General features: G+C 68.8%; 22 protein-coding genes, 2 tRNA genes and 1 pseudogene. 12 read left to right on the forward strand and 13 right to left on the reverse strand.

The window, feature by feature from the left end; translation table 11 throughout:
• Positions 1-53 precede the first annotated feature (53 nt).
• The 4 genes from CNO20_RS05705 to hutU are packed head-to-tail and all read right to left on the reverse strand — an operon-like array spanning position 54 to position 5,721.
• Positions 54-1,721, reverse strand: coding sequence for an HAL/PAL/TAL family ammonia-lyase (locus tag CNO20_RS05705; RefSeq protein ID WP_101295182.1), 1,668 nt, complete (start codon positions 1,719-1,721; stop codon positions 54-56).
• Positions 1,714-3,006, reverse strand: coding sequence for an imidazolonepropionase (gene hutI, locus CNO20_RS05710; protein WP_101295183.1), 1,293 nt, complete (start codon positions 3,004-3,006; stop codon positions 1,714-1,716). The genes CNO20_RS05705 and hutI overlap by 8 nt, the downstream gene beginning before the upstream one ends.
• On the reverse strand, positions 2,999-3,973 hold the full coding sequence (gene hutG / locus CNO20_RS05715; protein WP_101295184.1) for a formimidoylglutamase: 975 nt from the start codon (positions 3,971-3,973) through the stop codon (positions 2,999-3,001). Before hutG ends, hutI begins: the two co-directional genes overlap by 8 nt.
• On the reverse strand, positions 3,970-5,721 hold the full coding sequence (hutU, locus tag CNO20_RS05720; protein ID WP_101295185.1) for a urocanate hydratase: 1,752 nt from the start codon (positions 5,719-5,721) through the stop codon (positions 3,970-3,972). Before hutU ends, hutG begins: the two co-directional genes overlap by 4 nt.
• Positions 5,722-5,812: 91 nt before the next feature.
• Here hutU and CNO20_RS05725 point away from each other — a divergent pair, with 91 nt between their 5' ends.
• A complete protein-coding gene (locus CNO20_RS05725) occupies positions 5,813-6,460 on the forward strand; it encodes a helix-turn-helix domain-containing protein (RefSeq protein ID WP_101295734.1) in 648 nt (215 codons plus the stop codon).
• A gap of 152 nt (positions 6,461-6,612) precedes the next feature.
• Here the strand turns inward: CNO20_RS05725 and CNO20_RS05730 are convergent, their stop codons facing one another.
• Positions 6,613-8,055 (reverse strand): YjiH family protein, encoded by a 1,443-nt coding sequence (locus CNO20_RS05730; RefSeq protein ID WP_101295186.1) that lies wholly within the window; start codon positions 8,053-8,055, stop codon positions 6,613-6,615.
• A 123-nt stretch (positions 8,056-8,178) separates the two neighbouring features.
• Between CNO20_RS05730 and CNO20_RS05735 the strand changes: the two genes are divergently transcribed.
• Positions 8,179-8,583, forward strand: a complete 405-nt coding sequence (locus tag CNO20_RS05735; protein WP_101295187.1) for a DUF8146 domain-containing protein — start codon at positions 8,179-8,181, stop codon at positions 8,581-8,583.
• 51 nt (positions 8,584-8,634) lie between these two features.
• Here the strand turns inward: CNO20_RS05735 and CNO20_RS05740 are convergent, their stop codons facing one another.
• Positions 8,635-9,090 carry a DUF5814 domain-containing protein gene (locus tag CNO20_RS05740; protein WP_101295188.1) on the reverse strand — a complete coding sequence of 152 codons (456 nt, stop codon included), beginning with the start codon at positions 9,088-9,090 and terminating at the stop codon, positions 8,635-8,637.
• Between the two features lie 171 nt (positions 9,091-9,261).
• Positions 9,262-9,534: a hypothetical protein gene (locus tag CNO20_RS05745; RefSeq protein ID WP_101295189.1), complete on the reverse strand. Its 273-nt coding sequence runs from the start codon at positions 9,532-9,534 to the stop codon at positions 9,262-9,264.
• A 168-nt stretch (positions 9,535-9,702) separates the two neighbouring features.
• On the opposite strand from CNO20_RS05745, the gene CNO20_RS05750 reads away from it, so the two are divergent.
• The 4 genes from CNO20_RS05750 (at position 9,703) to CNO20_RS05765 (ending at position 11,336) form a co-directional block, all read left to right on the forward strand.
• A tRNA-His gene (locus CNO20_RS05750) sits at positions 9,703-9,774 on the forward strand.
• Between the two features lie 233 nt (positions 9,775-10,007).
• Positions 10,008-10,223, forward strand: a complete 216-nt coding sequence (locus CNO20_RS05755) for a DUF7835 family putative zinc beta-ribbon protein (RefSeq protein WP_101295190.1) — start codon at positions 10,008-10,010, stop codon at positions 10,221-10,223.
• A gap of 80 nt (positions 10,224-10,303) precedes the next feature.
• Positions 10,304-10,960 (forward strand): helix-turn-helix domain-containing protein, encoded by a 657-nt coding sequence (locus CNO20_RS05760; RefSeq protein WP_101295191.1) that lies wholly within the window; start codon positions 10,304-10,306, stop codon positions 10,958-10,960.
• A gap of 94 nt (positions 10,961-11,054) precedes the next feature.
• Entirely contained in the window at positions 11,055-11,336 is a 282-nt protein-coding gene (locus CNO20_RS05765) for a hypothetical protein (RefSeq protein ID WP_101295192.1), read from the forward strand.
• A gap of 32 nt (positions 11,337-11,368) precedes the next feature.
• Here the strand turns inward: CNO20_RS05765 and CNO20_RS05770 are convergent, their stop codons facing one another.
• Together CNO20_RS05770 and CNO20_RS22915 are read right to left on the reverse strand one after the other, a co-directional pair.
• Positions 11,369-12,025 (reverse strand): helix-turn-helix domain-containing protein, encoded by a 657-nt coding sequence (locus CNO20_RS05770; RefSeq protein ID WP_101295193.1) that lies wholly within the window; start codon positions 12,023-12,025, stop codon positions 11,369-11,371.
• A gap of 185 nt (positions 12,026-12,210) precedes the next feature.
• Positions 12,211-12,378 (reverse strand): hypothetical protein, encoded by a 168-nt coding sequence (locus tag CNO20_RS22915; RefSeq protein WP_158237368.1) that lies wholly within the window; start codon positions 12,376-12,378, stop codon positions 12,211-12,213.
• A 707-nt stretch (positions 12,379-13,085) separates the two neighbouring features.
• Between CNO20_RS22915 and CNO20_RS23655 the strand changes: the two are divergent.
• Positions 13,086-14,088 (forward strand): annotated as a pseudogene (locus CNO20_RS23655) (CehA/McbA family metallohydrolase).
• A gap of 48 nt (positions 14,089-14,136) precedes the next feature.
• Here the strand turns inward: CNO20_RS23655 and CNO20_RS05785 are convergent.
• Both CNO20_RS05785 and CNO20_RS05790 read right to left on the reverse strand, forming a co-directional pair.
• Positions 14,137-14,550, reverse strand: coding sequence for a DUF7522 family protein (locus CNO20_RS05785; RefSeq protein ID WP_101295196.1), 414 nt, complete (start codon positions 14,548-14,550; stop codon positions 14,137-14,139).
• Positions 14,551-14,685: 135 nt separating this feature from the next.
• Entirely contained in the window at positions 14,686-15,855 is a 1,170-nt protein-coding gene (locus CNO20_RS05790) for a M50 family metallopeptidase (protein ID WP_101295197.1), read from the reverse strand.
• A gap of 135 nt (positions 15,856-15,990) precedes the next feature.
• Here CNO20_RS05790 and CNO20_RS05795 point away from each other — a divergent pair, with 135 nt between their 5' ends.
• Both CNO20_RS05795 and CNO20_RS05805 read left to right on the forward strand, forming a co-directional pair.
• Positions 15,991-16,392 carry a cupin domain-containing protein gene (locus CNO20_RS05795; protein WP_101295735.1) on the forward strand — a complete coding sequence of 134 codons (402 nt, stop codon included), beginning with the start codon at positions 15,991-15,993 and terminating at the stop codon, positions 16,390-16,392.
• A gap of 582 nt (positions 16,393-16,974) precedes the next feature.
• A complete protein-coding gene (locus CNO20_RS05805; protein ID WP_101295198.1) occupies positions 16,975-19,029 on the forward strand; it encodes a DEAD/DEAH box helicase in 2,055 nt (684 codons plus the stop codon).
• Here CNO20_RS05805 and CNO20_RS05810 read toward each other — a convergent pair.
• Entirely contained in the window at positions 19,026-19,988 is a 963-nt protein-coding gene (locus CNO20_RS05810; RefSeq protein ID WP_101295199.1) for a DUF7537 family lipoprotein, read from the reverse strand. The genes CNO20_RS05805 and CNO20_RS05810 overlap by 4 nt on opposite strands.
• 111 nt (positions 19,989-20,099) lie before the next feature.
• Here CNO20_RS05810 and CNO20_RS05815 point away from each other — a divergent pair, with 111 nt between their 5' ends.
• The 3 genes from CNO20_RS05815 to CNO20_RS05825 all read left to right on the forward strand — a co-directional run bounded on the left by CNO20_RS05815 (position 20,100) and on the right by CNO20_RS05825 (position 22,770).
• Positions 20,100-21,947 (forward strand): SLC13 family permease, encoded by a 1,848-nt coding sequence (locus tag CNO20_RS05815; protein WP_101295200.1) that lies wholly within the window; start codon positions 20,100-20,102, stop codon positions 21,945-21,947.
• A gap of 86 nt (positions 21,948-22,033) precedes the next feature.
• Positions 22,034-22,106: transfer RNA gene (locus CNO20_RS05820), tRNA-Pro, on the forward strand.
• Between the two features lie 370 nt (positions 22,107-22,476).
• The gene (locus CNO20_RS05825; RefSeq protein ID WP_101295201.1) at positions 22,477-22,770 is read left to right on the forward strand and encodes a PadR family transcriptional regulator; all 294 of its coding nucleotides are present in this window, start codon (positions 22,477-22,479) and stop codon (positions 22,768-22,770) included.
• Between the two features lie 152 nt (positions 22,771-22,922).
• On the opposite strand, the gene CNO20_RS05830 is transcribed toward CNO20_RS05825, so the two are convergent.
• Positions 22,923-23,573 (reverse strand): helix-turn-helix domain-containing protein, encoded by a 651-nt coding sequence (locus tag CNO20_RS05830; protein ID WP_101295202.1) that lies wholly within the window; start codon positions 23,571-23,573, stop codon positions 22,923-22,925.
• Between the last annotated feature and the right edge of the window lie 146 nt (positions 23,574-23,719).

The raw sequence follows: 23,719 nt of genomic DNA on the forward strand, positions 1-23,719 counted from the left end.
GCTACGAAAATCCGAAGCGGTCAGACGCGCCGCTCACGGCGAGGCCGGACGCGTCACTCCAGCGCCTCGCCGAGCGCCGCCCGCGAACGCCGGTCGAGCGCGCCAGACGAGACGAGCGCCGCGACGGCTTCGATGTCCCGGTGGCTCGGCCGATCCTCGTCGAGCGCCGGAACGACCTCCCTGACTGCGTCGTAGATCGCCCGAGTTCCCGGGGCGTGCGAGAGCGCGGGGTCGACGAACTCCGCCGCCTGCGCGGCGCAGAGCAGCTCGACGGCGACGACCGTTCGGACGCGCTCCACGACCCGGCGAACGGCGAACGCCGAGGTCGCGCTCATGCTGACGTGATCCTCCTGGCCCCCGCTGACGGGCGTGTTGTCCGTCGACGGCCTGCCCTCCGAACGGCACTCGGCGAGCAGCGCCGCGGCGGTGTACTGCGGGATCATGTAGCCGGAGCGCAGGCCCCCTTCCGCCGTCAGAAACGGCGGCAGGTGCGGCTCCTGGAGGTTCGGGTTGAGCATGCGATCGACTCGCCGCTCGGCGACGGCCGCGAGATCCGTGAGTGCCCCCGCGACGTAGTCGAGCCGGAACGCGAGCGGCGCGCCGTGGAAGTTGCCGCCGGAGACGACCGCCGCCGTCTCGGTCCCGCTCGCGCGAGGGTCGACGTCCTCGCGCGGGAACACGAGCGGGTTGTCGGTCGCGCTGTTCAACTCGACCGCGACCGCCTCGCGCAGGTGCGCCACCGCGTCGCGCACCGCGCCGTGGACCTGCGGCAGACATCGGATCGAGTAGGCGTCCTGCACGCGGTCGCAGTTCCGGTGCGACTCGACGATCTCCGACCCCTCGGTCAGCCGCTTCACGTTCCGGGCGCTCGCCGCCTGCCCGGCGTGCGGGCGGACCGCCTGGATCGCCGGGTCGCAGGCGGCGGTCGTGCCCATCGTCACCTCCGTCGTGAGCGCGCCGGCGGCGTCGGCCGCGCGGAGCGCGCGCTCCACGTCGTGGACGGCGAGCGCCGCCAGCCCGACGGTGAGCTGCGTCCCGTTGATGAGCGCGAGGCCCTCCTTGGCCGCGAGCGCGAGGGGCTCCAGCCCAGCCGCGGCCAGGGCCTCGTTCCCCGGCAGGCGCTCGACCCCGTCGCGGCGCTCACCCTCATCGAGGTCTCGACCCGGCGGACGCTCGCCGTCGGAGGCGCTTTTGAGCCCCCGTTCGACGTCCGCCTCGCCCTCGCCGATCAGGACGAGCGACAGGTGCGCGAGCGGGGCGAGGTCGCCGCTCGCGCCGAGGCTCCCGCGGGATTTGACGACGGGGTGGATCCCCTCGTTGAGCATCGTCACTAGGTGGTCGACGACGACCTCGCGGACGCCCGAGTACCCCTTCGCGAGCGCGTTGACGCGGGTGAGCGCGAGCGCGCGAACCTCCTCGGTCGAGAGTTCGCGCCCGGCTCCGGCGGCGTGGCTCCGGAGGAGGTTCTGCTGGAGTTCGTTGATCCGCTCGCGCGGGATCCGCACGTCGACCAGCTCGCCGAAGCCCGTGTTGACGCCGTACACAGCTTCGTCGCTCTCGACGATCTCCTCGACCCGCGCCCGCGACTCGCGGACCGCCTCGCGCGCCTCCTCGTCGACGGCGACGGGCGCGCCGCGTCTGGCGACGGCGACGACCTCCTCGACGGTCAGCGACTCGCCGTCGAGGACGACCGCGTCGGCGTCCGTACCGGGTTCACCCATGCGTCGCCTCCGACCCGTCCTTCGCGTGGACCACCTCTCCGCCCTTGAGCACGGTTTCGACCGCGTTGACGGCGAAGTTGTACGGAAGGTGGACGTACGACGGCGCGTCGAGGACCAGCAGGTCGGCCGCCGCGCCCTCGCGGAGCGTCCCGAGCGACTCCTCCCTGTCGAGCGCCAGCGCCCCGTTCCTCGTCGCCGCGACGAGCGCCCGCGCGGGCGTCATCCGCATGCCGACGCAGGCGAGCGACACCGCGAACCCCATGTTCTGCGAATAGCAGTTCGGGTTGAAGTCGGTCGCGACGGCGACGGGCGCGCCGCGGTCGAGGAAGGCGCCGGCGTCGGCGTACCCCGCGCCGAGCGCGAACGCCGTCCCCGGCAGGAGCACCGGGACCACGCCGGCCTCGACGAGCGCGTCGATGTCCTCGTCGGTCGAGCGCAGCAGGTGGTCGGCGCTCGTCGCGCCGAGGTCGGCCGCCAGCCGGGAGCCGCCGAGGTTCGCGAATTCGTCGGCGTGGATCTTCGGGGCCAGCCCCGCCTCGATCCCGGCTTCGAGCACCCGCCGCGACTGCTCGACGGTGAACGCGCCCTCCTCGCAGAACACGTCGCAGAACTCGGCGATCCCCTGCGTTTCGACCGCCGGGAGCTGCTCGGAGACGACCTCCTCCGCGTACTCCGCCGCGTCGACGTCCGGGGGGACCGCGTGCGCTCCCATGAACGTCGGCACCACGTCCACCGGGTGCCGGTCGTTCGCGCGGTCGATCGCCTCCAGCATCCGGAGCTCCGTCTCGGTGTCGAGCCCGTAGCCCGACTTCACCTCGGCCGTCGTCGTCCCGTGGGCGAGCATGACGTCGAGGTGGCCGAGCAGGTTCGACAGGAGCGCGTCGTCGTCGGCCGCGCGCGTCGCGGCGACGGTCCGCAGGATGCCGCCGCCCTCGGCCATGATCTCCTGGTACGTCTTCCCCCGCAGCTTCGCCTCGAACTCGTCGGAGCGATCGCCGGCGAAGAGCGCGTGGGTGTGCGAGTCGACGAACCCCGGGATCACGCTCTTTCCCGCGGCGTCGACGGCGTACTCGGCGTTTTCCGGGGGGTACTCGCGCGTCACCTCGTCGGAGGGACCGACGGCTGCGACGCGGCCGTCGACGACCGCGACGGCGGCGTTCTCGCGGCGGATCAGCGGCTCGGTCGCGTCGTCGGAGCCCCCGCCTTCAGTGCCTCCGGCTCCGTCCTCGGGGGGACCGACCACGACCTCCGCGGCGTCGCGGACGACGGCGGTGAGTTCAGGCATCTCGGTCCCCCTTCGCGCCGTATCCACTTAGGAAGTGGGCGACGGCGCGGGCGCCGGCGGCCGCGGTTCGGCCGCCCTCGTCCAGCGGCGGCGCGCACTCGACGACCTCGAAGCCGGCGACGCGGTCGTCCGCGGCGACCCGGCGGAGCATCCGGAACAGCTCGCGGGTCGAAAGCCCGCCCGGGGTCGGGGCGCTCACGCCCGGCGCGGCGCTCGCGTCGAGCACGTCGAGGTCGGCGCTGACGTAGAGCGCCTCCGCGTCCGTCATCGTCGCCAGCGCCTGCTCGACCGCGCCCACGGGGTCGCTCCCGACCGCGTCCGCGGTCACGATCGAGCCCCCTCGGTCGCGGACGTAGTCGGCGTAGGCGGTCGAGGTTTCGAAGTGGCGCGCGCCGACGCAGGCGTAGGCGTCGAGCCCCGACTCGAACAGCTGCCGGTACGGCGTCCCGCTGGTCGCGTCGTCCCGAACCTCGCGCACGTCGAGGTGGGCGTCGAAGTTGACGACGCCGAGCGACCGGTCCAGAAGCGGCGCGGCGTTCGGGTACGTGAGCGAGTTGTCGCCCCCGAGGAACACCGGGAGGGCGTCCGTCGCGTGTACCCGGTGGGCGATTTCGCTCACCGTCCCCTGCACCGCGCGCACGCTTCCGTCCAGTATCTCGACGTCCCCGAGGTCGCCGACGGCGCCGACGGGGCCCCCCTCGAAGTGGTGGGTCTTGACCGCCGCGAGCGCCTCGCGGAGCGCGGTCGGCCCCTCGCGAGCGCCCGTCCGTCCGACGACTCCCCCGTCGTAGGGTTCGCCGACGAGCACCGCGTCGTAGCGGTCGGCGCGGTCGAGGCGGGCCGGCTCCGCGGCGTCGTCCGCCGCCGTCCGGGCCGCCGAGCACGGCTCGATCACGTCGCCGAACTGCTCGTCGTTCGGATCGTCCGACGGCCCCGACCACGAGGGCGGGTCGCGGAGCCCGGTCATCGTCGGTCGCGCGCGGGGATCGGCACGTTCGACGCCGACGCCTCCTCCAGCGCCTCCTCGTAGCCCGCGTCGGCGTGGCGGATCACGCCCGTCCCGGGGTCGGTCGTGAACACCCGACGGGCCTTCTCCGCGGCGAGATTGGTGCCGTCGAGGACGACGTGGTTGTTCGCGTGGAGCGCGTTGCCGATACCGACCCCGCCGCCGTCGTGAACGGAGACGATGTCCGCGCCCGCCGCGCAGTTGAGGAGGGCGTTGAGGATCGGCCAGTCGGCCACCGCGTCGGTGCCGTCCCGCATCGCCTCCGTCTCGCGGTGCGGGCTGGCGACGCTCCCCGCGTCGAGGTGGTCGCGGGTGACGACGATCGGCGCGGAGATCTCGCCGGCACGGACGAGGTCGTTGATGCGGAGGGCGAACTTCGCGCGCTCCGTCAGGCCCTCCTCGTCCGCGGCGTACCCCAGCCAGCACACGCGGGCGGGGAGCCCCTGGAAGGAGATCTCCTCCCGAGCCAGGTCGATCCACCGGCGGAGGTGGTCCTTCTCGGGGAACAGCTCCTTCACGGCCTCGTCGGTCCGGTAGATGTCCTCGGGGTCGCCGGAGAGCGCCGCCCAGCGGAACGGCCCCTTGCCGCGGCAGAACAGCGGCCGGATGTAGGCGGGGACGAACCCCGGGAAGTCGAACGCCCGGTCCATCCCGCGGTGCTCCTTCACCTGCCCGCGGATGTTGTTGCCGTACTCGACGGCGATCGCCCCCCGGTCCCGCATCTCCAGGATTGCGGCGACGTGGCGCTCCATCGTGTCGAGGCTCTCCTCGACGTACCGCTCGGGGTCCTCCTCGCGGAGCCGGTCGGCCTCTTCGATCGCGTAGCCGCTCGGGACGTACCCCTCCAGTTCGTCGTGGGCGCTCGTCTGATCCGTGACGACGTCGGGGACGAAGTCCCGTTCGAGCATCGCCTCCAGCACGTCGGCGGCGTTGGCGCGGACGCCGACGCTGTACGGCTCGCCCGCCTCGGCGGCCTCCTCGGCCTTTCGGATCGCCTCGTCGAGGTCGGCCGTCTTCTCCACGCAGTAGCCGGTTTCGATGCGGCGGTCGATCCGCGACTCGTCCACCTCGGCCGCGATGCACACCCCGCGGTTCATCGTCACCGCGAGCGGCTGCGCGCCGCCCATGCCGCCCAGGCCGCCGGTGACGACGATCCGGCCGCGGAGGTCCGCCTCGCCCTCCCCGTCGGAGAAGTGCCGCCTGGCGAGCTCGGCGAGCGTCTCGTAGGTCCCCTGGATGATCCCCTGCGTGCCGATGTACGCCCACGATCCGGCGGTCATCTGGCCGTACATGATCTTCCCCTCGGCCTCCAGTTCGTGGAAGTGCTCCCAGTCGTCCCACTTGCCGACGAGGTTCGAGTTGGCGATGAGGACGCGCGGGGCGACCTCGTGCGTCCGAAAGCGGCCGACGGGCTTGCCCGACTGGACGAGCAGCGTCTCGTCGTCCTCCAGCTCCCGGAGCTCCGCGAGGATGGCGTCGTAGGCGTCCCAGCTCCGGGCGGCGCGTCCGGTGCCGCCGTAGACGACGAGCCGCTCCGGCTTTTCGGCCACCTCCGGGTCGAGGTTGTTGTTCAACATGCGGAGGGCGGCCTCCTGCCGCCACCCCTTGCACTCGATGTCCGTGCCGGTCGGCGCTCCCTGATACCGCCGCCACTCCTCGCTCGGCGGGCCGATTCGATCCTCCGTCCCAGCGGGCGTCTGTCGGCTCATCTCGTTCGATCGTTTGTCAACGAGTGGCAAATACCTTCGACCCACCGAGCGGAGGTGGATTCATATACTCGGACGGCGGAGTCGGCGCATGCTGTACGAGGCGACGTTCCGGATCGCGGACGGCGGCGCGTACGCCGACGTCACGGCGGCCACCGGCGCGCGGATCGAACTGTGGTGCAACGACCACTGCGACCTCCTCCACGTCACTGACGGGGCCGCCGACGAGGTGCTGGCGCACGTCGAGTCGCGCGTCGGCGTCCGGGAGCGCCTCCGGACGGCCGACGAACTCGTCGTCGTCACCGCGTCGTGCCTGAAGACGCAGGACCCGGATCACGTGGAGCGGTACCTCGTCCGCCACGACTGCCTGCTCCTGCCGCCGCTGCGGTACGCCGAGGGCGCGAAGTTCTGCCGCCTGCTCGCGCTCGACTCCTCGGCCCTGACCGGCTGTTACCGCGATCTCGTCGACGACGGGTACGCCGTGAGCGTCGAGACGAAGCGCGAGGTCGACTCGGTGACGCAGGACGGCCCGCTGCTCACGCTCCACGACGCCCTCCCGACGCTCACCCCGCGCCAGCGGGAGGTGTTCGCGACCGCCCGCGAGCGCGGGTACTACCGCATCCCGCGGGAGGTCTCGACGGCCGAGATCGCCGACGCCGTCGGCGTCGAGCGCCGCACCGCCGAGGAGCACCTCCGGCGGGCCGAGAACAAGCTCGTCGACGCGCTGGCCCCGTACCTCTGATAGGGATTATCGTAGCCAGCCGGATGTTCCGAAGCCTGTCCCTGGGTGGTGTCTCTCGGTTCTTCGCCGGGAATTCATGAACCCCTCCGATACTCCCTATGAGCGATCCTCCGCCCGAACGCGAACATCCGGGTCCTCCCTCTCCCGAACGTTCAGAGCAGTCCCAGCGCGTTCACCGCGTGCGTCATCGCCGCGACGAGCGGGACGAGGATGGCGGTCCGCAGGGCGAAGAGCGTCACGAGGTCGCGAAATCTGATCGGAACGTCCCGGAACATGTCCATCATCATCGGTCCGACGCTGGAGAAGAAGATGAGCTGCGAGACGGCGAGCACCGCGACGAAGAATCGCGCCATCGGCTCGGCCTCGGCGACGAGCAGGACCGGCACGTACATCTCCGTGATGCCGACGATCGTCGCCGGCGCGACCGTCTCGGCGTTCGGGATTCCAAGCAGGTCCACGAGGGGGACGAGCGGCGCGCCGAGGATCCGGAACGTGGGCGTGTACGCCGAGAGCAGCACCGCCGCGAGCCCGACCGCCAGGATGGTCCCCAGGATGAGGCTGGTCAGCCGGAGCCCGTCGACGAAGCCCCGGCGCGCGGCGTCGAGGAACGTCTCGCCCTCCTCGGCCTTCCTCACCGCCTCGCTGAGCGCGAAGCGGAGGTAGTCAGCGGTCGAGCCCTCGAACGGCACTTCGGGGTCCGGTTCGGCGACGTACGTCTCGGGGACGGCGCTGATCGGCGGCACCCGGACGAGGATCGCCGCGCAGACGACGACGCAGACGAAGTACGCGAGGAAGATGAGGGGAAAGAGCTCGAGCATGTCGACGGTCGCGGCCACCACGCCGACGAAGCCGATGCTCACCGTCGAAAAGCAGGTGGCGATGGTGAACACGTCCCGCCTGCTGTAGCCGCCGCGCTCGAAGACGTTCCGCGTGACGTAGAGGCCGACGCTGTAGGAGCCGACCCAGGAGGCGAGGCTGTCGAGCGCGGCGCGACCGGGCAGGCGGAACAGCGGGCGCATCACCGGCCGCGAGAGCGTCCCGACGAACTCCAGCCCGCCGAGTTCGACGAAGATCGTGATGAACACCGCGCCGATCGGGATGATGACGCCGACGCTGTAGATCAGCGTCCCCCACATGAACCCGCCGGTCCCCGGCGCGTGCAGCCACTCGGGGCCGAATTTGAAGAACATCACCGGCGCGAGGAGCGCGCCGGCGACGCGGAGGAACCAGAAGGCGGCCGAGCTCTCGAAGTAGGCGAGGTCGACGGGGAGATCCGCGCCGGCGACGCCGACGCCCCGCCGATCGAGTTCCGCGAGGGTCGTCAGCAGGCCGCCGGCGACGATGACCGCGAGGCAGTAGACGCCGACGGCGGTGGGAAACGATTCGGTGACGAGCGACACCGCGACGTCGAAGGGGACCGTCAGCTCCCCGCGCCACGGTACCGGAACGAGGAAGAACGTCGCCCCGATCAGGAAGGCCACGGCGAACTTCGCGACCGGACGGGCGTCGTACTCGGCGAGCGTCACGTCGTCGATGCTCCGCGCGGCGGGTTCCCCCTCCAGCGTCCACGCGTCGTCGTGCGATTCGGTAGCCATGAACGCACTAGTACGGTCGACGACGATGTACGGTCACCCGCCGCACGGCGTACCCTTTATGTCGATTCGGGTGCGGTCGTCTGACAAACCGTTAAGTGGTGAGCGCGACGTAGTGTCGATAGAATGGGCAACAAGAACAAGACCATCTCGTTCCGCGTCAACGAGGACGCGTTCGAGACGCTCCGCGAGATCGCCGAGGAGCGCGACATCTCCCTGTCGGCGGTGTTCCGGGATTACGTGGACACGCTCGTTGCCCACGACGGCCAGGTCCAGGTCGTCCCCGAGCACGAACTGCAGGAGCGACGCGGCGAGGAGAGCTTCCCGCCGACGGTGGAGGTGCCGAAGAGCTTCATCCGCGAGCACGAGCGGCTCGAACTCGAAGCCGACCACCTCCGCGAACAGCTGGAGGAGTACAAGCGGTACGTCACGTACCTCCGCGAACAGCTCGAAGACCCCGAGGAGGAGGAAGTGATCCAGCTGGAGGACTTAGACGGCGAGACGGACGAGCGTCCGTTCCGGCTCGGGTGAGCGGCCCGCCGACTCCCCGTCGACGGTCTCCGCGGTTCCCCGTCCCCTCCTCTAGCCGGAGAGCTCCCTCGCCGCCTCGGCGGCCCGCCGCTCCATCTCGTCGTCGCCCTCGACCTCGGCGAGCGCCTCGACGGCTTCCAGCGTCCGCACGGACTGGTCGAGGAACGAGAGGACGTCGCCCGGGTACGCGTACAGCATGTACTCGTCGGACATCACGTCGACGATGGCGTCCGGTCCGAGTCCCTGCGCTCGGAGTTCGAGCAGGTAGCGGACGAACTTTCGCTCCGGGTGGCCGCAGTAGGGGTTGTTGTCGCAGTCGCAGTCGAGAAAGTCCTCCGCGAAGTCCAGCACGCGCTCGCGGGTGGCCTCGTCCAGCTTCGCGAGTCCGTCGCCGGTGTAGAGCAGATCCAGCGTCGCCCCCTTGAACGCCCCCTTCGGGATGCTCGTCTCCAGTTGCGAGGCGAGCTGCCGGTGGTTTTTGACGTAGATCTTGTCCGTGATCGCCACTGTTGGTCGCCCTACGCGTCCGAGCCCGAAAAACGTCCCGGATGGCTCGGACGACGATCGCGCGGCGGTTCGACCGCTCGGCGACGTTTCGGCGACTCGGCGACGTTTCAGCGATTCGACAGGTTCGACCGAGCCAAACTCGGCCGCGAGTGTCGACCGCGGTTCGGCCGCTCAGGACTCGATCTTCTCGACGATCTGCTTCGCCTGCTCTCTCGCCTGATCTTCGTCGGCGTTGTCCCTGTCGATGAGGACGCTTTCTACCTTCCACTCGTCGCCGTCCTTCTCCTTGCCGGTGCGGACTTCGCTGCCCTCGGAGACGGAGTTCGCCACGTTCGCGGCCCAGTCCGGGGTCCGGATCGTGTCGAACTGGTCGGGGTCGCGGAATCGGACGTGGATGTACTCGTCCTCCGTCTCCACCGCCTGGACGTCCGGGATGTCTGCCATACCCGATGGTGCGACCTCCGAGCGCCTAAACGACGTGCCGGGATATCCCGGCGAACGGCGTCACCGCCTTTTGACGGTGCCGAGCGTCGTCTATTCGCACGCGGGCGAGGCCTTCCCGGGCCCGAAGTCGTAACGTATTTCAGTCGCTCCGAAGTAATGCGACGTGTGTCCGGGTTGGGGTAGTGGTCATCCTTCAGCCTTGTGGAGGCTGAGACGCGGGTTCGATTCTCGCACCCGGACCTTCTGACGACGAACGGACGTGAGGAGTCGAAGGCTCGTCGTAAGAGATCGAATCAGGGAATCGAGCAACCGTCATCCGCGAACGTCACAGAGCCCAGAACGACGATCCGTCGTCGGCGCTCTTAGCTGGCTTGTCACTGCAGCCTTAGAGACTACCCCGCTGGAGGAAATAACTCAATTCGGAGGAATGTCCCCTCGAACAGGTCCTCCGAAAGGGTCGAATACGCGAAGAAATGCCCGAACGCGACCTCCCTCCGAACGCGATCGTAACCTACTGCGACCGCTGTGATCGAAACACGGTTCACGAGGTATCGCTCGAACTCGAATCGACCACGGACGGGGCGGACGTCACCGCCGAGAACGCGAAATTCGCCAAGTCGCCCGCTCGACGGACCGTCTGCTGCGTGTGCGGCGCGCGGGCGCATCGAGAGCGATGCGCCTACGAGTGACGTTCGTCCGGCGTGTCTTTTCTGCAACGGGACAAACACCGTCACGAACGCTTTCTTCCGGGCGAACGTAGGAGCGGACAATGAGCGTCATCGCCGAGTTCACGGTCCCCGCCGAGGAGTTCGCGCTCGGCAGGGCCCTCAAGAGAGACTCGAAGATGGAGATCGAGTTCGAACGCACCGTGCCGTCGCGGACGGACCGACTGCCCTTCTTCTTCGTTTGGGACTGCAGCGATTACGAGGCCTTCGAGCGGGAAGCGCGCAAGGAACCCGAGATCGAGGAACTGGCCCTCGTGGAACGATTCGACGCCGGAGCGCTCTATCGGGTGAAGTGGACCGAACACGTCGACGAGTTCATTCAGGCGATCATGCAGGCCGACGCGACGATCGTGGAGGCGGTCGGAAACGACGAGACGTGGTCTTTCGAACTGCGCTTCCCCGACTCCGAAAACGTCTCGCGGTTCCAGTCGGAGCTGCGGGAGTACGAGATGGGCGTCCGCGTGAACCGGATCGCAACCGAACTCGACGCGAAGTCGGCGGAGAGCTACGGGCTGACGGATCCGCAGCGGGAAGCGCTGCTCGCGGCGTTTCGGCGCGGCTACTTCAGCGAACCGCGGGCCGTCTCGCTGAGCGACCTCGCGGCCGAACTCGGGATATCGAGCGCCGCGGCGACCGGCCGCATGCGGAGAGCGGTCCGGACCCTCATTGCGAACACGCTCCTGAGAGACGACGACGCTTGATCGCGGAGCGGCGGTAGCGGAATGTCTCGCGGGAGCGTCTTACTCGTTTTGCAGCCAACAGCGCTATCTTCGTCGATTACCACGCAGTAGTGCCATGAACACGACGCAAATCCGTCAACTCGACACCGTCGCGCTGGTCGAGCGACTGCTCGTCATCCAGGAGACGCTGGAGGCGATCGACGCCGGAACGTTCGACGGCATCGAAATACGGGATCACGAAAAAGATCGCGTGCGGGAAGCCGTTCTCGCGGCGCTCTGCGCGCCCGCGGTTCTCGCAGAAGCCGAGCGCCGGCAGTTCGGCGGAAGCGCCTATCGCGCCGTCCGGCGGCACCTCTTCCGACAGGGCGCTCCCCCGACGGGGATCTCCACCGGTTGAGAACGACGGCGCGTCGGTTTCGCGCAGCGCAGTCACCCGTCGCTCCCGACCACTTCCTCGTCGGTCACGCGCTGGAGAAGCGTTCTGAGCGCGCGGCGGAGGCGCTCGGAGACGGCCTGACTCGAAACGCCCAGCTCGGCGGCGAGTTCGTTCATGTCGGTCTCGCGCGGAACCGCGAAGTAACCGCGTTCGTACGCGAGCAGTAACGCCTCGTACTGGCTGTCGCTCAGCCCCAGTTTGCGCCTCGGCTCGGCGGCGTCCTCGTGGAGCGACTGCACGTCCACGCGAACCTGCTGGTCACGCAGTTGCGCGTGAAGTCGCCCGATCGTCGCTTTGTCGGGCACGCGAAGGCAGAGCTTCCAGCCCTCCGTCGTAATCGTCCCCGCGACGAGGATCATCGCGGATTCGCGACAGAGGAGCGCGTAGACGGGCGTCGAACCCTCGTCGTTCAGATCGGCTTCGTACAGCCGCTGGTGGTCCGTCGTGAGCGGAGTGAACGAGACTACCGTCGGGTCTTCTTCGACCGCCGCTTCGAACCGTTCGAACGCGTCATCGCCTCGCGTCCAGACGAGCAGCGGTTCGTACGGGACGAAACACTGGCCCGGCTCGAGATGCAGTTCGACGCCCGGGACGCGAGCGAGTGCCGCTCTGAACTGGGAAAATTCCACCGTGACTCGGGCGGTTATCATTGCCGATTATCTCCCTCAGAGGGTGGTCGCCCCTGGATTGCCTAGTCAGAGGGTGTGAGACGAGTTAACAGGACCGGTTACGTCGTTGAGCCGGCCGTTCCGAACCGGGAGGGAGCGATCGTCGGCGGGGTTCGACGTACCGGGCGAGAGGAGCCGCTGCCGTCCGGTCAGTCGAAGACAGTCGCCTAGTGAGGCGGCAGAACGCTCGTTTCCTCCGTGAGGTCGCTGTACACGCTGTGCCCCGTTTCGACGAAGTGATCGATCGCCAGCTTCGACAGCTCCATCGGCGAACGGTCGTTCTTCTCGACGGACCAGTCGCAGGTATCGCACCGGTACTCGGTCGGAGCAACCATTTCATCGCGTTCTAGCGGTACTCCCCCGATAGTTCTCTCCGTTAACGTGATAGCATCTTCTTTACGGGCGGCTCCGCGGGCCTCTCGAGCGGACCCCCGATCGCCTCGTCTCGTGACGGGTGCTCCGGATCCGCCGTTCGCCGCGGAGCGCGGCGTCCGTACTCCTACATAGTCCAACGCTGCGGAATATTACAACCCGAAGATAGTTTTAATATAAAAAATGAAAACTGAACGAATGGGCGATGACGAACCCCATGAAACGAACCTACCGACGACGTTCCGTCCTCCGCGCGGCGGCGTTCGGCGCGGCGGGGACGGCTGTCTCCGGTGTCTCAGCCACCGAACGCTCGGCGGACGGCGAGCGAACCGAAGTGATCACCGGGCACATCGAGGACGACACGCCGAACTGGCGGTACGTCCCGTTCGAGGTGCCCGGCGGAATCGCGGAACTGCACGTCAGCTACGACTACAACGACGTCGAGGGGAACGCCCTCGACATCGGCATCTTCGACCCGGACGGCTACGAACTCGGGAACGCCGACGGGTTCCGCGGCTGGTCCGGCGGCGCGCGGTCGGAGTTTTTCGTCTCCCGCTCTGAGGCGACGCCCGGGTACGTCCCCGGTCCGATCGAACGCGGAACCTGGCACGTCATCCTCGGGCCGTACAAGGTCTCGCCGGCCGGCATCGACTACGAGATCACGATCACGATGCGCCCCGGCGACCCGGGACCGGCGTTCGTCCCCGATCCCGCGCCCACCGGCCCGCTGGACGACGAGACCCGCTGGTACCGCGGCGACATTCACCTCCACACGGTCCACTCGGACGGCGAGTACACGCCCGAGGAGGTCGTCTCCTTCGCGGCGGACGCCGGACTCGACTTCATCTCGCCGACGGATCACAACACCGCGACGGCGAACCTCGTCTGGGGGCGGCACGCCCGCCCGGACCTCCTGGTCATCAACGGCGAGGAGCCGACGACCCGGGCCGGCCACTACAGCGCGATCGGACTCGAACCCGACCAGTGGATCGACTGGCGGTACCTCCCCGAGGACGGCGAACTCCCCCCGATTCGTCGAGGCGGTGCACGACGCCGGCGGCTTCACCGTCGCGCAGCACCCCTTCTGTCCGTACAAGGGTTGCGACTGGCGGTTCGGCTACGACCACGTCGACACGATCGAGGTGTGGAACGGCCCGTGGACCCCGGACGACGAGCGGTCCGTCGAACTGTGGGACGAACTGCTCCGCGACGGGCTTGCGATCCCGGCGGTCGGCGGTAGCGACTCGCACGGCCCCGACCGCGAGATCGGACACCCGCAGATGGTCGTCCGCGCGCCGCGGCTGTCCCCCGACGCGATCCTGCCCGAGCTGAAGGCCGGTCGATCGTACCTCGCCGCGTCGGCCGACGTCTCGCTCGACCTGTCGGCGGCGGCGGGTTCGGACCGCGCGGGCGTCGGCGAACGGCTCGACCCCGGACCGGGCGCGCGGCTCACCGTGCGGCTCGATGTCGGCGGTGCGCGGTGCGCCGTGGCGACGCTCCGCACGCAGGACGGCGTCGTCGAGGTCGCGCCGATCCGCGGGAACGAGGCGACGGTGGTGCACTCGACCGACGCGGGCGAGGTCGACTACGTCCGGGCCGAAGTCCGCGATCCGGACGGGACGATGCTCGCGCTTTCGAACCCGGTGTTCGTCGGCCGCCCGGCTCCCGAGTGATCGAACGGAACCGCAACGCGGTCGGCGGTCCCGCGGTCGACCGCGCCGTCACTCTCGGTCGACGGTTTCGCGTATCGCCTCGACGACGGGTCGCACCGGTTCGTCCGCGTCGAGCGTCATGAACAGCCCTTCGCGGGCGGAAACGTACACGCGGACGAGGTTGAACGCGTCCATCCCCGTGACCATGTACTCGACGCGCTCCGCGACCGGGAACAGGTCGGTGAACAGGTCCATCTCCGCGAAGTCGATGTAGACGTACGAGTGGATCTCCGCGAAGTGCGCGAGCATCCGCTCTTCGTCGTCGTAGAACGCCAGCGCGGCGTCGTCGACGTACAGCGGGTTGAACGAATCGGCGTCGTACTCGACGAGCGCCCAGAGCGATCCGTCGACCGCGTCCCGGATCGCCTCGCGCGCCGCCTCGGCGTCGAACGACACGACCGCGGACGGGTTCGAAAACGCCATCGGTACCGACTGACGGCCGGGCGCGCGCTTAAAACCACCTGTCGAGGCGTCCGGACCGATCCGCCGACGTTCGAGACGGGCCGCCCATCGACGGATCGACGAACCGACGAATCGACGGATAAACGGATAGACGGATCAGCGCGCCTCGACGCTCGGCTCGCGCCGCCGACGGATCTCCTCCGATCCGCTCGTCTGGATGATGTTGAACGCCGTCATCAGGTCCGTCCGCGAGACGATCCCCGCGAGGTCGCCCGCGGTGTCGATGACGGGGAGGCGGCCGACGTTGTGCTCCTGCATGACGGTGAGCGCGTCCATCGCCCCGGCGTCGGGCGTGACGCTGGCGATCTCCCGCGACATGACCTCCTCGACCCGGTAGGCGTCGCGTTCGACCTCCCTGACGGACCGGGCGTCGTTCAGCGTCACCATCCCGACGAGCCGTCCGTCGCGCATCACGGGGTACCCCGTGTGGCGCTCGCGGAACATCCGGTCCATGAGGTCCGAGATGCTCGCGTCCGCCTCGATCGTGTGGAGGTCCTCGCGGGGCGTCATGATGTCGCGGACGGTGACGTCCTGGAACGCCGCCTTCATCACCGTCTGCTGGGCCTCGCTCGACGCGCCGATGTAGATGAAGAAGGCCAGCGCGACGAGAAACAGGTTCTGGAACAGCCCGAAGATGCCGAGGAGGAAGGCGAAGACCTTCCCCACCTCGGCGGCGATCTGGGTCGCCCTCGCGTGGGGGCGATTCCGGGCCAGGAGCGCCCGCAGGACGCGGCCGCCATCCATCGGGAAGCCGGGGAGCATGTTGAACGCCGCGAGGACGACGTTCGTCAGCGCGAGGTAGCCGAGGACGAACTTCGCGGCGGCCTGGCTGCCCGGGAGGGCGAGGAATCCGACGTAGGAGACGACGCCGAGGAGGACGCTCACGATCGGCCCGGCGACGGCGATGGCGAACTCCTGCTTCCAGTCCTCGGGCATCTCGGTGAAGCGGGCCACGCCGCCGAACAGCCAGAGGGTGATGGAGTCGATCTCGTAGCCGTACCGCATCGCCACGAGCGAGTGACCGAACTCGTGGAGGAGCACGCAGAGGAACAGCCCGACCGCCGCGGCGGTCCCGAGGATCCACGGCATCGAGCCCGCGGTGAGCTCGTCGACCGCGATGGCGGAGCCGAACAGGTCGTTGATCACGGCCGCGAGGTTCGCTACGTCGGCGCCGATGAGCCACGCGAAGAGCGGCAGAACGAGCAGGAAGGTGAAGTCGAGCCTGATGGGGATTCCGAAGGCGCTCCCGATCCGAATGCCTCGCATACCGTCCCTTAGTGGCGGAAAGCTCTTAAACTCGGGCCCGTCCGCGCCCCGCTCCAGGTTCGCGTGACCGGGACGCCGCGACGCGAGCGGCGCTCGCACGACAACGCTTACGGGATCGCGGCCGTAGCGACGCCCATGAGCGACCGACCGACTCCGATCGTCCGCCGCGCGAACGAGATCGAGTACGCCGCGGTCGACGCCGCCGAGGGGCTGCGCAGGGGCGTTCTCGTCGACGACTCCGACGGCGCGCCGAACTTCGCCATCCGGCGCTTCACGCTCGACCCCGGCGCGTCGGTGCCGAAACACACCAACGAGGTCGAACACGAGCAGTACGTGCTCGACGGCTCGTACACGGTCGGACTGGGCGACGAGGAGTACGAGGTCTCCGCCGGCGACTCGCTTTTCATCCCCGCCGGTGTCGTCCACTGGTACCGCAACGAGGGCGACGAACCGGGGGCGTTCCTCTGTGCGGTGCCGAACGGGGACGACGCCATCGACCTCGTCGATCCCGGCGGCTCGGACGATTCCGGCGACTGAGCGCTCCGCCCGCGGCTACGGTCGGAGTTCCCGACCGTCTCCGGCGTTTTGATCTCGACCGTCCCCGGCTTCTCGATCCCCACCGTCCCCGGCTTCTCGATCCTCACCGTCTCCGGCGGGTCGCCGAGTTCGCGTCTCGTCAGCGCCCGTCCGATACGTGATCGTCGTCCCGCACTCGGGGCAGTCGTAGGCGGTTCGCGCCCCCCACCGCGTCGTTCGCGGCCGAACCACCCAGTCCCCGTCCGGCGGACTCTCGTGTCCGCACGTCGGGCAGATGAGCAGCGCCTTTCGCGGCGGCGGTGCGCTCGGCGCGTTTTTCTCCCTTGCAGACATATTCGATCGTAGCGACTCGACGGGGATATACGTGCCGGATCGACCGTCTCGACGCGTTTGCGCGTCGTTGACACTCCGAAAGTGCCGGAGGGGAATCACTTCTGGCGCGGGGATCGACCGGGCGGACGGAGGTGCACAATCGGCGGAGAGTCGCCTCCGGGGTGGCGAGCGCCTCCCGCCTCCGGACGGGAAACCGCCACTCCGGACGGTACCGTGCCGCTGAAATACCCCGTCCCCGTACCACGCAACGTGTCACAGCAGGTCGCCCAGGTCGACACCCTGTTCCTCCACGAGACGAACGGGAACTACCTGGTGGTCGTCACCCGCGACGGCGACCGGGTGTTCCGGGGGGTGCTCGAACTGGCGGAGACGAGCGCCGGCCCCCGCCCCGCGAAGTTCCGGGTCAAGCGCGGGTCGAGCGAGGAGCCGCGAAGCCCCGACCAGTTCGTCGAACTGGCCCGCCGAGCGGAGCGGATCCGAATCTCCGAGCAGACCTCGCGGGAGGGCCGAAACGAGCTCCGGGAGATGCTCGACGGCTACCAGCTCGACGCCCTGGTCGTCCGGACGTGTCGGTACTGCGCCTCGGGCGGCCGCTACTCGCCGATCACGGCGGAAACGGCGATCGAGACCAACGGCGAGTACGTCTGCCCCGACTGCGCCGTCCGGGAGCTCGAACGCGAGCTCTCCTTCGAAGGGGGGCTCACCCGGGCCGCACAGGAGCGGCTGGAGGAGCTGCTCTTCGAGGTGCGCGACCTCGACCGCATCACGAACCTCCTGCAGGGGGAGCTCGACCCCGACCTGACGAAGTTCGACGAGATCAGCGCGACCGTCGACGACGTCGACCCCGTCCGCACCGCCGACCTCGACCTCCACCCGAAACTCCAGAAACTCACCGAGAACCGGTTCGAGACGCTCCTCCCGGTCCAGAGCCTCTCGGTTCGCAACGGTCTCCTGGACGGCCGCGATCAGCTCGTCGTGAGCGCGACGGCGACCGGGAAGACGCTCGTCGGCGAGCTCGCCGGGATCGACCGCGCGCTGAAGGGCGAGGGGAAGCTCCTCTTTCTCGTGCCGCTCGTCGCGCTGGCGAACCAGAAGCACGAGGACTTCCGCGAGCGGTACGGCCACCTCGTCGACGTGACGCTCCGCGTCGGCGCGAGCCGCATCTCCGGCGGCGGGGAGCGGTTCGACCCCTCCGCGGACGTGATCGTCGGCACTTACGAGGGCGTCGACCACGCGCTCCGGACCGGCCGGGACCTCGGCGACGTCGGGACGGTCGTCATCGACGAGGTCCACACCCTCAAGGAGGACGAGCGCGGCCACCGCCTCGACGGCATGATCTCCCGGCTGAAACACTACTGCGAGGAGCGGGCGCGGGGGCGGAGCGGGGACGCCGGGACGCAGTGGATCTACCTCTCCGCGACCGTCGGCAACCCGGAGTGGCTCGCAACGCGCCTGGAGGCGACACTGATCGAGTTCGAAGAGCGGCCGGTCCCCATCGAGCGGCACGTCACGTTCGCCGACGGGCAGGAGAAGGTTCGCATCGAGAACCGCCTCGTCAAGCGCGAGTTCGACCGGACGTCCTCGAAGGGCTACCGCGGGCAGACCATCATCTTCACGAACTCCCGGCGGCGCTGCCACGAGATCAGCCGGAAGCTGGAGTACGACTCCGCCCCCTACCACGCCGGCCTCGACTACCGACGGCGCAAGAAGGTCGAGCGGCTGTTCGGCGATCAGGACCTCGCGGCGGTCGTCACCACCGCGGCGCTGGCGGCGGGCGTCGACTTCCCGGCGTCGCAGGTGATCTTCGACTCGCTGGCGATGGGCATCGAGTGGCTCTCCGTCCAGGAGTTCAGCCAGATGCTCGGCCGCGCCGGCCGGCCGGACTACCACGACCGCGGGACGGTGTACATGCTCGTCGAGCCCGACTGCTCGTACCACAACTCGATGGAGATGACCGAGGACGAGGTGGCGTTCAAGCTCCTCAAGGGCGAGATGGAGGACGTCTCGACCGTCTACGACGAGTCCGCCGCGGCCGAGGAGACGCTCGCCAACGTGGCGGTCGCCGGCAGGAGGGCAAAGCGTCTCAACGACCGGATGCTCGGCGAGATACCGACGACCCACGCCGTCGGCAAGCTCCTGGAGTGGGGGTTCATCGACGGCCTGGAGCCGACGCCGCTCGGCCGGGCCGTCACGCGGCACTTCCTCGCGCCGGACGACGCGTTCCGCATCCTCGACGGCATCCGCAACGGGCTGGACCCCTACGACATCGTCGCGGAGATGGAGCTCGCGGAAGACGAACTCTAACCGGGGCTTCGGACGGCGGCCGCAGTCGAGGCCGCGTTTTCGTTCGTCGCCGTCGTTCCGCCCGCGTTTTCCGTCGCCGTCGCGTCCGCCGTCGACGTCGCGGTTTCGCCCTCGCTCCGGTTCTCCGTCTCCGGACGGCTCTCGTTTTCGGCCGCGTGATCGACCCACGCGGGCCGGTGGACCGCGGTCGCCCCCAGCCGCTCGTAGCGGAGCGTCCACGACATCTCGATCGGCGTCCCGTTCAGCGTCGCGTCGTACGAGAGTCGCAGGTCGCGCACGATCCCGCTCTGGCCGACGAACGCCGTGAACGAGAGGTTCGAGGGGTTCGACACCCGTTCGTCGCGGACGAGCAGGTCCGGATGCTCGATCTCTGATCCGCGGATCCGCACCAGTCGGGTTCCGTCGCGGGTCACGGCCTCGACGTCGGTCGCGTTCACCGCCGCGAACGTCCGGTAAAGCTCGGTGCCGGACGTCGAGTCGAACACGAACGCTTCTCGCGGCGGAATCGGTCGCCCGTCCGGTCCGATCATCTCGTTTTCGACCACCACCGATCCGTTCGACGTCGTCCGGCGGAACGCGCGTTCGCCGTCGGCGAACCACTCCATCCGCACGTGATTTCCGCCGTACACCACTAACTTCTCGCCGTCCAGTTCGGTCGTCACGTGGTACCGCGTGCGGTTTTCGTCGATCCGACCGACTACCTCCGTCCGCGATCGGAGCGTCCCGTTCGCGTACCGCGCTTCGTACACTTCCGTCACCGTGTAGGAGATCCTGCCGAGCGCCATCGCGTGGGCGTTCCGGAGCTTCATCGGATCCGTGACGCCGCTCTCGGAGACGCCGGGGGCGGTCACGGGCGATTCCGACGACTCCGACGGCGGGGCGGTCGAGAACACGTCGCCGCAGCCGGCGAGGACGAGCAGGGCCGCGAGGGCGACGGGGAGGAGGGCGCGTCGATGCACGGCCGCCGTACTTTCGCGGCCGACATGTATTTTGTGCCGATCTTCGGTTCGAACGGATCGAACGTCCCGGAATCCTGTATTCTTTTGCCGCGCGCCTCCGTCGGCTCCCGCGTGGTCACGATCACGCCGGGAATCGTCGCCGTCTTCGCCGTCGTCCTCCTCGCGCTCGTTCTCTTCGTCACGGAGCCGGTGCCGGTCGACATCACCGCCATCGGGGTGATGGTGACGCTGCTTTTGATCGCGCCGGCGTCCGAGGCGCTGGTCGCCGTCGGCCTGCTCGGCGAGCCGATCGAGCTGCTCACCTACGAGCAGGGGATCTCGGGCTTCGCCAACGCCGCGACGATCACGGTGCTGGCGATGTTCATCCTCAGCGAGGGCGTCCAGCGGACCGGCGTCATCCAGATCCTCGGGTCGAAGATCGCCGCGCTGACCCGCGAGGACGAGACCCGACAGCTCGGGGCGACGATCGGCGTCGTCGCGCCGATCTCGGGGTTCATCAACAACACCGCGGCGGTCGCCATCCTCCTGCCGATGGTGACGGATCTCGCGGAGCGGGGGCGGACCTCGCCGTCGAAGCTCCTCCTGCCGCTGTCGTACGCGTCGATGTTCGGCGGGATGTTGACGCTCATCGGCACCTCGACCAACATCCTGGCGAGCGATCTGTACGCCCGGATCACCGGCGGACCGCCGTTCGGCATGTTCGAGTTCACCGCACTCGGGGCCGCCGTCACGGTCGTCGGCGCGGCCTACCTCCTTACGCTCGGTCGGTACCTCACGCCCGAGCGGATCAAACCCCGGACCGATCTGACCGAGGAGTTCCAGATGGCCGAGTACCTGACGGAGGTCGTCGTCCGCGAGGACTCCCCGCTCGTCGGCAGGCGGGTCGAGGACGCCCTCGCGGAGACGGCGTTCGACGTGGACCTGCTCCAGCTCATCCGCGGCGACGAGGTGTTCCTCGAACCGCTCGGCCCGAAACAGATCCAGGTCGGCGACGTGTTCGCGGTCAGGACCGACCGCGACGCCCTCTTCGAACTCATCGACGCCGAGGGGCTCGACCTGGTCCCGGTGACGGTCGACGAGCGGGAACTGGAGGCCGCCGACAGGGGGCAGAACCTCGTCGAGGTCGTCATCGGCCCCGGATCGTCGCTCGCGGGCGAGTCGCTCGCCTCCGCGAGCTTCCGCCAGCGGTACGACGCGACCGTCCTCGCGCTCCGCCGCGGCGGCGAACTCATCCACCGCCGGATGGACAACGTCCCGCTCCGCGTCGGCGACACGCTCCTGGTGCAGGCGACCGCCGACAGCGTCGAGCGCCTCGACACGAACCGAGACTTCATCGTCGCCCAGGAGATCGAGCGGCGCGACTTCCGCGAGTCGAAGATCCCGGTCGCCGTCGGCATCGTCGCGCTGGTCGTCGCCGCCGCGGCGCTCGACGTCGTCCCCATCGTCGTTTCGGCGCTCGCCGGGGCGCTGGCGATGGTTCTCACGGGCTGTCTCAAGCCGACGGAGGTGTACGACTCGGTCCAGTGGGACGTGATCTTCCTCCTCGCCGGCGTCATCCCGCTCGGCATCGCCATGGAGCAGAGCGGCGCGGCGACGCTCCTCGCCGGACTCGTCGTGGCGAGCGCCGACCTCCTCCCGCTTCTGGGGGTGCTCGCGGTGTTTTACCTCCTCACCGCGCTGTTGACGAACGTCATCAGCAACAACGCGAGCGTGGTGCTGATGGTGCCGGTCGCTGTCGAGGCGGCGAACGCGCTCGGCGCGAGCCCCTTCTCGTTCGTCGTCGCGGTCACGTTCGCGGCGAGCACGGCGTTCATGACGCCCGTCGGCTACCAGACGAACCTGTTCGTCTACGGGCCCGGCGGGTACCGGTTCAGCGACTACGTCCGCGTCGGCGCGCCGCTGCAACTGCTGTTCGCGGCCGTGACGACCGCCGGTATCGCGGCGATCTGGGGGGTTTAGAGGCTCTGCGCCGCGGAGATAGTCCGACGCTCGTTCGAGGCATCGAGCGAAACGCTTTACAGTCGATGCGCGCAATCGGGTAGTGCGGGACCGTGGGTTAGCCTGGTATACTTCGAGCCTTGGGTGCTCGTGACCCCGGTTCGAATCCGGGCGGTCCCATCTTTTGCGGAGCAAACGTGGGAACACGACGGCGAGTGAAGCGAGTCGTCGGCGGTCCCATTCTCGGCGGACGTCTCGGCGAGCGCCGCGCAGCGAGCACGTCTTGCTCCGGTTCGAATCCGGGCGGTCCCGCCGCGTTTCGCGGCGCGCCCCCGCCCTCGTTCTCCGCCGAAACTATAATATCCTTGTCCGTCGCACGAAACGACAGAGGTCGTCCGATACGAGAACGTCGGACCGTCGCACACGACACCCAGTCGAAACGATCGGAACCGACGACGCGAGCGGGGCCCACGCTTTGCTTCTCAGCTCTCTGTTGTAGTAAGCCCGAACGAAAAATATATTTTACTGAAAGGAAAAGATAAGAATCGAGATGTACGACCTGACTGGATTCCAACGTGACCTGCTGTACGTGATTGCCGGGCTGGACGAACCCCACGGGCTCGCGATCAAGGACGAACTCGAAGGCTACTACGAGACCGAAATTCACCACGGGCGGCTGTACCCGAACCTCGACACCCTCGTCGACAAGGGGCTCGTCGAGAAGGGCGAGCGCGACCGGCGAACGAACTACTACACCCTGACCGCGCGCGGCCGCCGCGAACTCCGGGCGCGCGAGGAGTGGGAACAGCGGTACATCGACGAGTTCGAGACCGTCGAAGCGTAGCGACCGACCCCGGGCCCGGTTCGCGCTGACCCACGAACCCGACCCATCCGCACTTTTCGTCGCGGCAGACCCGCACAGCCGCTGGTCCGACGCGTTCGCCCGTCGCGTCCGTCCCGTCGGTTCGATCGACCGCCACCCGAGCGGCGCGTCCGTCACTCCGGCTCCGCGTCGAGGAAGTTGCCCACGAGCCTCGCGTATCCCCGGCGGAGGCGCTCGGACAGCGCCTGCTCGGAGATGTCCAGCTCCGCCGCCAGGTGGGCCAACCCGGCCTCGCGCGGGATGCTGTAGTAGCCCCGGTCGTACGCGAGCACGAGCGCCTCGCGCTGCGCCGGCGTGAGGGCGTGCGAGAGGTCGGGCTTGGTCCGGCTCGCCGAACCGATGCTCCGGATCTGGAACGAGATCCGCCGCTCGGCGAACCACTCCCAGAGTTCCCGGAGCCCGTCGCGTCCCGGCACGCGCACGTCGACGTCCCAGCCCTGCGACGTACCCACCGCGCGCAGGAGCTTCGCGTCGATGTCGACGAGCTTGTCGTACGCGGACCGCGCGACGCTCTCCGCGGTACCGTCCGCACCGTAGAGCCGAGTCGTGCCGTCGTCGGTCACGACTCTGACGCCGTCGAACGCCGGTTCCGCCTCCAGCGCGGTCTGGAAGGCGGCGAGGTCGTCGCCGGCCGCCCAGAAGAGCACCCGCAGACTGTCGGCCGCCGTGACGAACGTGGCGTCGAGCTCGACGCTCGTCCCCGGGTTCCGTCGGAGCGCGTCGCCGAACAGCGGCGCGTCGGTGGTGAATCTGGCCAGTATCATCTCTCGTCGGCGGGTTCGGGCGTGGCATCACTCGGCGCCGTTCGGACGGCGTCTCCCCTCCCGGCGAACTGTCGTACTCGCAGTGAAATAAAGATTCTATGCGGTACAGTGCGGCCGCGTATAGACGGGACGGTATCTCTTTGTTC

Source organism: Halegenticoccus soli (assembly GCF_002844195.1).
GTDB classification, from domain to species: domain Archaea; phylum Halobacteriota; class Halobacteria; order Halobacteriales; family Haloferacaceae; genus Halegenticoccus; species Halegenticoccus soli.

Excerpts from the sequence above, each read along its gene's own strand:
- CNO20_RS05705 (WP_101295182.1), bottom strand. The coding sequence starts at position 1,721 with ATGGGTGAACCCGGTACGGACGCCGACGCGGTCGTCCTCGACGGCGAG.
- hutI (WP_101295183.1), bottom strand. The coding sequence starts at position 3,006 with ATGCCTGAACTCACCGCCGTCGTCCGCGACGCCGCGGAGGTCGTGGTC.
- hutG (WP_101295184.1), bottom strand. The coding sequence starts at position 3,973 with ATGACCGGGCTCCGCGACCCGCCCTCGTGGTCGGGGCCGTCGGACGAT.
- hutU (WP_101295185.1), bottom strand. The coding sequence starts at position 5,721 with ATGAGCCGACAGACGCCCGCTGGGACGGAGGATCGAATCGGCCCGCCG.
- CNO20_RS05730 (WP_101295186.1), bottom strand. The coding sequence starts at position 8,055 with ATGGCTACCGAATCGCACGACGACGCGTGGACGCTGGAGGGGGAACCC.
- CNO20_RS05735 (WP_101295187.1), top strand. The coding sequence starts at position 8,179 with ATGGGCAACAAGAACAAGACCATCTCGTTCCGCGTCAACGAGGACGCG.
- CNO20_RS05745 (WP_101295189.1), bottom strand. The coding sequence starts at position 9,534 with ATGGCAGACATCCCGGACGTCCAGGCGGTGGAGACGGAGGACGAGTAC.
- CNO20_RS05755 (WP_101295190.1), top strand. The coding sequence starts at position 10,008 with ATGCCCGAACGCGACCTCCCTCCGAACGCGATCGTAACCTACTGCGAC.
- CNO20_RS05760 (WP_101295191.1), top strand. The coding sequence starts at position 10,304 with ATGAGCGTCATCGCCGAGTTCACGGTCCCCGCCGAGGAGTTCGCGCTC.
- CNO20_RS05765 (WP_101295192.1), top strand. The coding sequence starts at position 11,055 with ATGAACACGACGCAAATCCGTCAACTCGACACCGTCGCGCTGGTCGAG.
- CNO20_RS05770 (WP_101295193.1), bottom strand. The coding sequence starts at position 12,025 with ATGATAACCGCCCGAGTCACGGTGGAATTTTCCCAGTTCAGAGCGGCA.
- CNO20_RS22915 (WP_158237368.1), bottom strand. The coding sequence starts at position 12,378 with ATGGTTGCTCCGACCGAGTACCGGTGCGATACCTGCGACTGGTCCGTC.
- CNO20_RS05785 (WP_101295196.1), bottom strand. The coding sequence starts at position 14,550 with ATGGCGTTTTCGAACCCGTCCGCGGTCGTGTCGTTCGACGCCGAGGCG.
- CNO20_RS05790 (WP_101295197.1), bottom strand. The coding sequence starts at position 15,855 with ATGCGAGGCATTCGGATCGGGAGCGCCTTCGGAATCCCCATCAGGCTC.
- CNO20_RS05795 (WP_101295735.1), top strand. The coding sequence starts at position 15,991 with ATGAGCGACCGACCGACTCCGATCGTCCGCCGCGCGAACGAGATCGAG.
- CNO20_RS05825 (WP_101295201.1), top strand. The coding sequence starts at position 22,477 with ATGTACGACCTGACTGGATTCCAACGTGACCTGCTGTACGTGATTGCC.
- CNO20_RS05830 (WP_101295202.1), bottom strand. The coding sequence starts at position 23,573 with ATGATACTGGCCAGATTCACCACCGACGCGCCGCTGTTCGGCGACGCG.